This is a genomic window from Methylobacterium sp. 37f (assembly GCF_023093475.1).
Classification (GTDB): Bacteria; Pseudomonadota; Alphaproteobacteria; order Rhizobiales; family Beijerinckiaceae; genus Methylobacterium.
Genome location: NZ_JAGHKN010000067.1, coordinates 1 through 11,395, shown reverse-complemented (window position 1 = coordinate 11,395; position 11,395 = coordinate 1). Strand labels below are relative to the sequence as shown.

Below are 11,395 nucleotides of genomic sequence, written 5' to 3'. Positions count from 1 at the left end.
TAGTCGTCCAGCGAACTGGGCAGCAACCAGGATTGCCGACGGTCCTGCCCTTCGACGAACCGACCCATGCCGACCTCCGCAGATGAGGCCGCAAGTCTACTTCAGATCGGGCTTTTGACACAGCCTCGACCGAGATTGCCCGTTGACCGTATCCACATGCTGCTCGAGGCGCATGATGGTCGACAGCGACAGGCTGCTCCGGCTGGCAAGATCGGACATCGCCCAGCCGAGCATCGCCCGGGCGGCACGCAGGTGCATTCCCGTGACATCCCCATCGACCTCGTCGTCCCCCATCGCGGACGAGAGCAGGGGCGAGGGCGCGAGCGTCTCGCTCAAGGCCGAGAGTACCATTCCGCCCAGGCGCCATTGCAGAGCCAGTTGGGCGTCGGACTGGGCATCGAACCGAGTATCGGGTCGAACAGCGGAGGCCTCCGATCCGACCGGCGAAAGCGAGACGCGCGCGGCATTCGGGATCTCGATGCCCCGGGCCGCTTCCGGCATCAATGCATCGGCCTTTGGACGAACCCGGGGGCGCGTAGGGCCGCGAAGAACCGGAAAGTCCGATGGCTCCCGAGGTCGCCGATCGGCAACGAAACCGGAACTGAAGGTTGCACTTGCTTCAAAACTCAAGTTTCTACTCACAGGAAGAGATAACACGCTTCGATTTTCTGTGCCGAAACTTAGCCTTCGTCAATTTTGCGCAATATTGATCAAACAATGCGCTTTCCTGATAGGATCGCTCCGCAAAACTTTTATCCGTTTCGGACCCTACCCGCTCGCGTGGGTGCTGTGGCGACCGGTAGCGTGCCGGTCCGGCCCTGCCGCTCAGACGCGCGAGAGTCTGTCAGCTTCATTCTGAACCAGCCAGAATCTCGAGTCCTTCGTTTTCGTTTGTCTTGTTGGGATAAACGGTTTCCACTGATCGCTGACAAACTCTAGCAGGGTGTTGAAAAAGTCGGCCAACGGCGGGCGATGAAGGGGATTTCGTCGCCGCGATGGACGCGGATTTCGCCGCGAAGCGATCCGTCAGCCTGGAGCTCAGCCGATCCAAAGCCGCAGACCGGGTCCATCTCGTCATTGCCGTTCCAGTCGAACGCAATGGCGGCATGATCACTCCCGTGGCCGGCTCCGCCAGCGAAAGCCCCGGTGACACACCCGAAAGCGAACTCGCCGCGACCCTTCTCGAAGAGGATGTAGGCTGGCTCGACCATGTCGGCATAGTCGTCCTCGTAGCCGGGTAACTCGACGATCCGCCACTTGCCCAGGACGCTCACGCCAGAGCTCCAAGCAGCTTTGGCAGGCGGACCAGGTTATAGGCCGCGGCCGTCAGAGTGAAGGCCCATCCGACCTTGTCGCGGCCTACGAAACGGGTCTTGCGCAGGCCGCCGACGGTCTTGATCCAGCCAAAGCCCTCCTCGATTCGCTTGCGGATCTTCTGGCTCCGACCGTAGCCGGCGTGGCGGGTGGTTCGTCCGTCGATGGAGGAGCGGCGGCCGTTGGTGTTCCGGGCCACGTGCGCGCGCACGTTCATCGACCTGAGCTCATTGACGAAGTCCTCGGCGTCATAGGCCTTGTCGGCACCCACCGAGATTGCCTTGGGCCGATCCGCCCTCGGCTCGATCATCGACAAGGCCGCGATCCGCTCGGCGTGACCGTTCGCCGAGGTCAGGCGGGTGTCCACGATCAGGCCCGAGCGGTTCTTGAGCCGCACCGGGTTTCCCGGAGGCCATTTGCTTTGATTCAGGCTGCCAAGGTTTGCACCTCGGCGTGGGCATAGTCGCGCGCTTCGGCCTCGGCGGCAGGGATATTCCCGATCGGTTCGAGCAGACGACGGGTGTTGAACCAGTCGACCCATTCGAGGGTGGCGAACTCGACGGCCTCGAACGACCGCCACGGCCCCCGCCGATGGATCACCTCGGCTTTGAACAGCCCGTTGATCGTCTCGGCCAGAGCATTGTCGTAGCTGTCGCCGACGCTGCCGACGGATGGCTCGACACCGGCCTGGGCGAGCCGCTCGGTGTAGCGCAGAGCAAGGTATTGCGAGCCCCTGTCGCTGTGATGCACGAGGCCGCCGCCCTGGAGGGGACGGCGCTCGTGCAGGGCCTGCTCCAAAGCGTCGAGCACGAAGGCGGCATGGGCGGTTCGGGAGACCCGCCAGCCGACGATCCGGCGGGCGAAGACGTCGATCACGAAGGCTTTCGTTATCGAAGCCGGACCAGGTCGCTACGTAGGTGAAATCGCTGACCCACAAAGCGTTCGGGCGCGGTGCCTTGAACTGTCGGTTGACCCGGTCGAGCGGGCACGGAGCTGCCGGATCGGGGATTGTCGTCCGGACCGTCTTGCCCCGTACGACACCCTTCAGTCCTATCGCCCGCATCAGCCGCGCGACGGTGCGCCGGGCCACCACGATCCCGTCCCGGCCGAGCTGCCGCCAGACCTTGCGCACGCCGTAGACGTGGAAGTTCGCCTCGAACACGCGCCGGATCTCGGCCATCAGCGCCGCGTCGCTCCTGGCCCGTGCCGGTAGCGTCCCGGGATCGGCACGCCGCGCGGCATGGGCATGGTACGTCGACGGAGCGATCGGCAGCACCCTGCAGATCGGCTCGACCCCATAGACGGCCCGATGGTCGTCGATAAACGCAATCATGTCCGCGACCGGCGGTCGAGCTCCGCCATGGCAAAATACGCCGACGCCTTCCTCAGGATCTCGTTGGCTTGGCGCAGTTCACGGTTCTCCCGATCCAGCGCGTTGATCCGCTCGCGCTCGTCCGTGCTCGGGCCGCTCCGCTGTCCCGTGTCCCACTCGGACTGCCGGACCCAGTTCCGGAGCGTCTCGCCCGAACAGCCGATCTTGGCCGCGATCGAATCGATCGCCGCCCATTGCGAGGCAGGCTCGCCTTGATGATCCAGGACCATCCGCACCGCGCGGGCACGGACCTCGGGGGAATAGGGTGGGGTTCGCTTCGTCATGGCTCCATCCTCTCAAGAGTTGGAGCCTCCGGGAAACCCGGTGCGGTTCAAGGCCGACCGTGAGCTTGCGGCCTGATCCGCGTCAGGGACTCGTCTCCCACGTATCTTAGCCGTTGGCCCCGGGATTGATGATGCACGCTTCACGGTGGCGTGGAGGGACGCGCTATGGCGCAGTTCGACATGGCCGCTTTGTCATGCCAGCGCCACAACGACGGAGCGCAGCCAACCCGTCGCAATGATGACAAGCCCTGACGCTATCCGGATCATGGCCAGGACTGTGACGGACTTGGAGAGGCCATTATCGCTCCCCTGATCAGTATCCGCGCGAGACCTGTGTCGAGCCGACGAGGGCGCCGCCGACGCGGGATGACTGAACGTTGCCTTTGCGAGAGGAGCGAGAGCGTTCCATTGCGTTAAAATCATACGCGTAGACACCGGCAATCGTGAACAGAAGGCTCATCGTACCAAATCCTCCAAAGAGCTGGATATCTTGGTATTGGCTGACGATCATGACTGTGGCGCAGGAGAAATAGAAAACACTCGTGATGTTCGCCGAGTAATAAACCCACCGATAACACATCAAGAATGTCCACGACAGCATCGTCGCCACGATCAGGAGGCCGAACAGCCCCAGGTCAATCTGGGATTGATAGAACAGATTGTGGAAGTGGAAGCCCATACGACTTTGAACATGGTTTTCGAGCCATAGCATCTCGGCCAGAGGGTTACCTTGGACCCAAAATCCGTTGTAGCCCCATCCCAGCCAGAATTTGGTGGGAATGATTTTGCTGGCCCAATCCCAAAGCACCGTGCGGCCTGTCAACGTCGGAGATTTGCCGACGAGTTGAAGCAATTCACCGGAAAAATTCGAGAGAACAAAAAATCCGACGCCGCTGAATATCACGATGACGATCGAGATCTGCTCGATCGTCGATCGAAACATGCGTCGCGGGAGCAGGAAGGCCAGATAGATCGACGTCATCAAACCGAGGCCGATCGTCAGAATGACGATCATGGCGATCGATTTGGCGGAATAGCACACGACATAGGACAGCGGCAGAATTGCCAGGTAAAACAATCTGATCGGAACGAATCTCTTCGAATCCATCGCATGGTGGGCGCAGCACAGGCCGAACAGCGCTCCGATCATGGACATCGAGTTTTTATTGTAGTAGATGCCAGACCAGTTTATTTCGTTGGTCATACTATCAAGAACACGACGATTGACGATAAAACCAAGTAAAATTGCCAAGATCAGGCTGAGAAACGTGATATGAACGAATTGTTTGGCGGGGACCAAACGACATAACATGACCCCGAACGCGATCATCAGCACGGCCTGCAAGGCCGTTCGCGCCGTCGATTCCGGGACTGCCGACCATAACGTCGACAACAGAGCGTAGGCAGGAAGCAGAAGTAGGATGGCCTTCTGGCTCTCGAACTCCCGCAAAAATGCGGTTGGATACGCGGCGACGATGACGATCATCACGATGAAGAGGAGATACAAGAAGGCGGAGCCGATTACCTCGTTGTAAATCATTCCATTGAGACAGAGCGCAGCAAACAACCAGCTGAAAACGGACGTTTTCTGCGCCGTGTTCCTATAGGATTGCGCGTGCGTTGGCTGTGTCACTCCGGTTCCCTCTTTGGCAGCAACGCTCATCGACATCAGACCCGCAAATTCCCAGGAGCGCCGAGGCTCGTAGCGTTGGGCACCCCTGCCTGTATCCAGGCTGCCCTTCGACTGCACAATTCGTTAGATTTCAGACCGTCGGCGACAATGCTCGCGGCGGATCACGTTGTTGCTTCTAGCACATCGGTCGATGAGGCTGATACCCTGCGCCACGTCCGAATTGCGCGGGCGGACGCGGCGTGGAGCCTGATTTCGAAAGACTCATCAGCACCTTGCCGCGCTCGACCGCGCTACCGAGAGCGCGGCACCGGGAGCGCGATACGGGGACCCGCAGGAAGGCTGTGGGACCACGCTCTGCCTGCTTCAGTGGAAGCCCCGCCCAAGGGCGAGGCTTCGTGTCTCGCCTCCGGCTGGAAGGGGCGGCGCTGGATCCCTCACGGACGCGCGGCGGCCGATGATGTCATGGCATCCGCTGCTGCGGACAGTCCCCACCGCACCAGGTCTTCAGCTTCGACCGAGGTGTTGGCCTCCGCGTAGCACCGCAGTTCCGGTGCATTCCCGGAGGCGCGGAAATGGAGGGTCCGCCCGCCATCGAGTTCCAGGCGGACGCCGTCCTGGGTATCGACCGCGCGTGCGGCTCCGATGGGTTGCAGGAAGCGGCTTCGGAAGGTCTCCTGGCCGAGTTGCTGCAGGAAGGCGCTGCTGTGTTCAGCCGGCGTTTCCGGCAACCGATCGCTCGCGGTTTCCCCGGCATTCAAGGAGGCGACGAGCCCGGCCAGCGTCAGGCCGCTCCCGCGCGTGGCCGCCAGGGTCGCCAGGATCGGCAGCATCGCGTCACGTGTCGGTAGGGCGGCCAAGGTCCGGCCGTTCACCTGGGCGTCCGACCCGAGCAGGAACCCACCATTCGCCTCGAAGCCGACAACGAGCGCCGAACCGTCCTCCTTGGCCTGCGCCATGCCGGCGATGACGAAAGGCGAGCCGACCCGTGTGCGGACCACACGGCTGAACCCACCCGCACGCTCCATGGCCGAACCGGCCGTGACCGGAACCACAACCGTGTCGGCGTTCAGGTAGCGGGCTGTGATCAACCCGAGGACGTCCCCACGAACGATCCGGCCGGCTTCGTCGGCCACCAACGGTCGATCGGCATCGCCGTCGGTCGTGACGAGGGCGTCGTAGGTGCCGGAGGACATGGCATCGCGGACGAAGGCAATATCCTCCGGCCGATGGGCTTCGGTGTCGATCGGCACGAACGTCTCCGAGCGGCCGATGGCTGTCACCTGCGCTCCCAAGGATTCGAGCGCGTCGACCAGCACATCACGGGCGACGGAGCTCTGTTGGTAGACGGCGATCCGCTGTCCCGCGAGGGCGTCCTGCGCGAACACATCGCGATAGCGCCGGAGGTAGCGGTCTCGGGCACTCGATTCCGGTGTGGCGGGAACGATCCCCATCGAACCCACTGCCGAGACGTCCCCGAGAGCATCCAGGATCGCGACTTCGTCGGCCTTCGTGATCTCACCGTCGGGGCGATAGAATTTCAGCCCATTGCGGTCCTGAGGGATGTGGCTGCCGGTCACCATCACCGCGCAGCTCCCGCGGCGCAACCCTTCCAGCGCGAGAGCCGGCGTCGGAAGCGGACCGCAATCAATCGCCGTAAACCCTGCCTCGGCGGCAGCGGCGGCGACGGTCGCGGCGATCCCTTCGCTGCTGTCGCGCAGGTCGCGTCCGATGACAACGGTGCGGTTGGCCCCAGCCGTAATCGCAACAGAACGAAAGAAGGCGCGGGCGAAGGCGTAACTCGGCCACCCGACGAGGTCGGTGACGAGACCGCGTAAGCCGCTCGTCCCAAATTTCAGACTGCTCATGATGTTTTTACTCGCAATCGGCGCGCCGGCGCTTTCGGTAAGAGTGCAAACGCCAGCTTCTATGGAAAGCCGGGCGCCTCCTCAAACGGTGCCATCCGAAACGCGTTCATTTTACGTCGCCGGATCGGACTGCATCTCTCGTTCGACACGCAAGCCTCGGACGGATCGCGCGCCAATCGTTTTCGACCCCGGTTCTCGTTCGACGGCATCATTCCGCACGCCTGCCATCCGACGGGCCGGGATGTCTGGCAGGTTCCGCCCCGGAGGATCGCCGACGGACTGCCGTGGAGTGAAGCTCGATATCCGCCGCAGCGCGAGGCCGTCCGGCGCCGCAATCGGGCAACGGATCGTCATCTTCGCTTGTCTGGCGTCAGAGTGCCGAGACCGCGCTGCACGCCGGCGTCAGATTTTCAAGAAAGCCGACGCGCTGCCTGAGATACTCAGATTTGGCAGGAACTATATTTTCCGTCTGTGAGCGAGATCGCAAACAAGGGAAGCTTTGGAAGGGAGATTCCGCCATCTGAGTTCATTTCCCAGAAGCGCGAAAACTTGCAGCTGCTTTTGCCGTTGTGTTGCAGTCCTTTGCGACATATGGGTGATGCTTCTTGGGGCTCACGGCCAACCGCCTGCGTGCCATCCCGCAAATCAAGGTTTTTTCATGCGCAGTGCAGTCTTGCTTGGTAAAGGTCGCTACGCTGATGAAATTCGCGGCTTTGAAGCAGAGGACGGCCCTCGCACAGAATTCATTACCGTTGCGCGCAGGATCGACGCGAAGGTTTTTTCGTTTGCTACGGCTCGGTCGGAGCGGAGTGCTTTGTTCGGGCGACTGTTTGGCCGAAAGCCAGTCATTGGATCAGTCGTGAACTTCGTCATGCAGGCTGGTTCAATCGATCGTTGCTATGTGACGGGCGAGGATATCGGGATCGTTGCGGCCATACTGCTGCGATTGAGAGGATGGCAGGGAAAATTGTATTGTGTTTTCCATGCAATGACCCCGAAAAAAGCAAGAATACTTAGGCTTATCGGTCACAAAATGTTTGGTGTCTTCATTGTGGTGAGCGAGAAGCAGCGACGTCTTCTCATCGAGGAAGGCAACGTGCCGCCCGAGAAGGTCCTCACGGTTCACAACTGGGTGGATGATCGGTTTTTTCATCCGCGCGACCTCGCGCGCGCGACCTCGCCAGGGGCAAAGGTCGTGATGGCATGCGGTGCAGAAAATCGTGACTATCCAACCCTGGTTCAGGCGATGAAAACTGTCGATGCCGATCTCAAACTCTTCGCCCATGGATTTTATGGGACGCATCAGGGCACCGTCGATCCATCAGCACAGGATCGGATCAAGCTGATGCCGCGGGTGTCCTTCTCGGATCTGCTTAAAAGCTACCAGGATGCTGACGTGATCGCGGTTCCGCTCAACGAAGTTGATTACGCCGCGGGCGTCACCGGCCTCGTCGAAGCCATGGCGTGCGGGAAAGTCGTCGTGGTCAGCGCAACGGCGGGTCTGGACGGCTATCTCGATGGTATCGATCCGACGCTGCTCGTGAAGCCGCACCAACCGACGGACCTCGCGCAGGCTGTCTCGAAAGCCTTAGCCATCGCCCACGACCCGGCGCGCCAAGATGGCTCTCACAATCGTGATTGGGTCGTGAAGCACTGCAGTCTCGATAACTATGTACAAAAGGTCGCGAATTTGATGGCGGCGACTTAGATGGTTTGTCTCAGGGCTGGGTAAGGTCACTTTTGTTTACAATAGGTCGCGGTTCTGCCGCGGCTCGACTTTCTTCGTGTCCGGGTGTGGCTGCGTTAGGGCACCGGTCTGCGAGCGTCAGAGACGCTTCGAGAAAGCCTGAGGAGGATCCCCTTGGGGGTTCGTTCGGCCTCTAATCAACGGGAACGCCGAGGCGTCGGGCTCATCCCTCCGCAAGACCGACTGACCCGGTTGCGCCACGTTGCCACGGCTTGTGACGAAAATGCTCCCGAGCCCAGATCGGGTCAAGCATTTGAAGAATCGCTGCAATTGATGAAGACCGTAGCCCAGGCATTGAGTAGCTCTCGCGGCGACGCCGCCACAATTTAGCCGCACCCAGCAACAGGCCGCCCAATTTACTACTTAGGCCTAGGAATTGCGAAACTATTCGTGAGCCCACGACGTTATGGTGGAAACTGAGGGGAAGCCCTGTTAACGACAGGCCAACCGCACTTCCCAGCCTCTGAGGAACACCGCATTGGCAACCCTTGATTATGCCGGCAACCCGATGCCGGAGAGCGGCCCACGGACAACGGCGGCCACCTTTGGCTCGGTCAAGGGTACGACGTACATGGGGACTGCCGGGAACAATGCGTTCCGCAGCACAGCCAGCGATGTCACGTTCGTCGGGGGAGCGGGCGACGACGCCTACATTATCGCCGCTGCGAACACGAAGATCGTCGAGAATGCCGGTGAGGGCACCGACACCGTCACGGTCTATGGCGGGCGCTACACGCTGGGCGATAACCTCGAGAACCTGAACTTTCAGGGTGTGGGGACCGGTTTCGGCAATGCAACTGCTAACCTCATCGTCGGCAACGCGGACGCCCAGACCTTCGACGGAGGCCTCGGCAACGACGTGATGACGGGCGGTGGCGGCGCCGACGGCTTCGTGCTGACCAAGGGCACCGGGCATGACGTGGTCACCGATTTCGTGTCCGGGATCGACCACATCCAGCTCAACAACTATCCGCAGTTCGCCAGCTTCACGTCTCTTCAGGCCGCCATGACCCAGGTGGGCGCGGACGTCGTGCTCAACCTCGGAGAAGGCGACAGCCTGACCCTGCGCAACATGACGGTCAGCGGCCTCAAAAGCGCCGATTTCTGGCTACCGGTCGGCTCGACCAACCTGACCTTCGCCGACGAGTTCGACAGCTTCACCAGCAGCCCCAATGCGGTCTATGGGACCGATGGATGGCGCACGACCTTCTCCGATGGCAGCCGGACCATTTATTGGAATGGCGAGCGTCAGTACTATGGCGATGCGACGGCCGGACAGAACCCGTTCTCGGTAGAGGACGGCGCGCTGAAGATCACTGTCTCGAACGGCGCCACCAACGATCGTGGCTTGCCCTACAATTCCGGGCTGATCACCTCCGAGGCGTCATTCTCTCAGCTCTACGGCTACTTCGAGATTCGGGCGCAGATCCCGTCCGGGGCCGGCTTCTGGCCCGCATTCTGGCTCCTGCCCGCCGATGGCTCCTCGGGAACCGAGCTCGATGTGCTGGAAGCGCTTGGGTCGGACCCGGCGACCTACTACGCCACCTTCCATACCGACGCGAGCGGCAAGTCGATCGGCAACACCCAAGCGGTCTACACGACCATGGATCTGTCGAAGGGCTTTCACAGCTACGGCGTCGATTGGGGGCCGAGCGAGATCAGTTGGTACCTCGATGGCAACAAGGTGGCGAGCGCGCCGACTCCGGCCGACATGCATGTGGCGATGTACATGCTCGCCAACCTGGCCGTCGGCGGATGGGGTGGAAACACCAACGCCGCGACGACCTTTCCGTCAACGTATGCGATCGATTACATCCACGTCTACGAGAACCAGTACACGGTCACGGAGAACGCTGACCCGATCGGAGCGCCGATCGTGTCCGGCACGGCCGCACAAGGTCAGACGGTCCAGGCCCTCCGGGGTACGCTCACCGATGCAGACGGGGTTCCGACGACGCTGCGCTATCAGTGGCAGCGCGACGACGGAAACGGCAACTGGGTGACCATCGACCAAGCTCAGGGCCGTGAGTACGTCCTGACCCAGGCCGATGTCGGACATGATCTCAAGGTCATGATCCGTTACGCCGACGGGCACGGCATCGTCGAGCATGTCGTCAGCAGCAACACCATCGCGGGGGTTGCGAACGTCAATGATCTGCCGACCGGGCAGCTGGCCCTCGCCGGCATGCCGACACAGGGTGAAACCTTGACGGCTTCGCTCGGCACCCTGGCCGATCTGGATGGGTTGGGAACTCTGGCGTTCCAATGGCAGCGCGACGATGGCGCCGGCGGCTGGACCAGCATCGCTGGAGCAACCGCGGACCGCTACGTGCTCGGCCAAGCAGATGTCGGCCATAGCCTCCAGGCCGTGGCAAGCTACTTTGACGGCTTCGGGGCCTCCGAGGAGGTGTTCAGCTTCCAGACCACTCCGGTCGCCAACATCAACGACCTGCCCACCGGCTCACTCGCACTCTCCGGCACCGCGCGGCAAGGTCAGGTCCTGACAGCAGCGCCCGGGACCCTGGCGGATGCGGATGGGCTCGGCGTGTTGAACTACCAGTGGCTGCGCGACGACGGGAAGGGCGGCTGGCAGACCATCACGAGTGCGACGAAGTCGACCTATACCCTAGGTGCGGCCGATGTCGGTCACGCTGTGCAAGCCATGGTGAGCTACACCGATGGCATGGGGACGGCGGAGTCGGTTCGCACCACAGCCTCGGGAATCATCGCCTCAGATGGGAGCGTGACGCCGCCACAGCCGACGGCGCCGAGCGGCACCGCCGGGAAGGTTTTCGATGTCGGTACCGGCTCGACGGCCCTGACTCTGCACATCAGTCAGGACTCGATCCAGGGCAACGCGCTTTACGCGGTCTATGTCGACGGCAAGCAGGTCGGCACCACGCTCACCGGTTCGGCCCTGCATGGGCAAGCCTTCGACACAGTAAACGTTCATGCGGACCTCAGCGCCGGCAAGCACGCGATCGCCGTTCGCTACTTGAGCGACAGCTGGGGCAGTGCGGGAGACCACAACCTCTATGTCGAGAGCGCCGTGGACGCATTTGGCAATGCGCTGACCGTCACCGGCTCCGCTCTTCTCGACGTTGGGAACGTCGCGCGTGCGACACTGACCACGGGCTCGAGCACCGGTACCGTATCGCCACCCCCGCCGCCGCCACCACC

Annotated in this window: 6 protein-coding genes, 2 pseudogenes and 1 other annotated feature; of the genes and pseudogenes, 2 read left to right on the top strand and 6 right to left on the bottom strand. The window is 61.8% G+C overall.

All coding sequences use genetic code 11. From position 1 onward, the window contains the following. Positions 1-96: 96 nt before the first annotated feature. From J7U37_RS24160 to J7U37_RS24135, 6 genes and pseudogenes are all read right to left on the bottom strand, one after another. Positions 97-501, bottom strand: a complete 405-nt coding sequence (locus J7U37_RS24160) for a hypothetical protein (protein WP_247637379.1) — start codon at positions 499-501, stop codon at positions 97-99. Positions 502-935: 434 nt separating this feature from the next. Next, positions 936-1,274 carry a hypothetical protein gene (locus J7U37_RS24155; RefSeq protein WP_247637378.1) on the bottom strand — a complete coding sequence of 113 codons (339 nt, stop codon included), beginning with the start codon at positions 1,272-1,274 and terminating at the stop codon, positions 936-938. After that, positions 1,271-1,705 (bottom strand): annotated as a pseudogene (locus J7U37_RS24150) (transposase); the annotation flags it as partial. The pseudogene J7U37_RS24150 and the gene J7U37_RS24155, both read right to left, overlap by 4 nt. Before the next feature lie 35 nt (positions 1,706-1,740). After that, positions 1,741-2,970: pseudogene (locus tag J7U37_RS24145) on the bottom strand (IS3 family transposase). Next, positions 2,573-2,689 (bottom strand) — a sequence feature (AL1L pseudoknot). (Overlaps the previous pseudogene by 117 nt.) Before the next feature lie 313 nt (positions 2,971-3,283). Next, positions 3,284-4,639, bottom strand: coding sequence for an O-antigen ligase family protein (locus tag J7U37_RS24140; RefSeq protein WP_247637377.1), 1,356 nt, complete (start codon positions 4,637-4,639; stop codon positions 3,284-3,286). A gap of 398 nt (positions 4,640-5,037) precedes the next feature. Beyond that, the gene (locus J7U37_RS24135; protein ID WP_247637376.1) at positions 5,038-6,468 is read right to left on the bottom strand and encodes a phosphomannomutase; all 1,431 of its coding nucleotides are present in this window, start codon (positions 6,466-6,468) and stop codon (positions 5,038-5,040) included. A gap of 658 nt (positions 6,469-7,126) precedes the next feature. Here J7U37_RS24135 and J7U37_RS24130 point away from each other — a divergent pair. Both J7U37_RS24130 and J7U37_RS24125 read left to right on the top strand, forming a co-directional pair. Next, a complete protein-coding gene (locus tag J7U37_RS24130; protein ID WP_247637375.1) occupies positions 7,127-8,176 on the top strand; it encodes a glycosyltransferase family 4 protein in 1,050 nt (349 codons plus the stop codon). A 547-nt stretch (positions 8,177-8,723) separates the two neighbouring features. Continuing rightward, positions 8,724-11,395, top strand: a 2,672-nt coding sequence (locus J7U37_RS24125) for a family 16 glycosylhydrolase (protein WP_247637374.1), incomplete at its 3' end; no start/stop codon positions are given.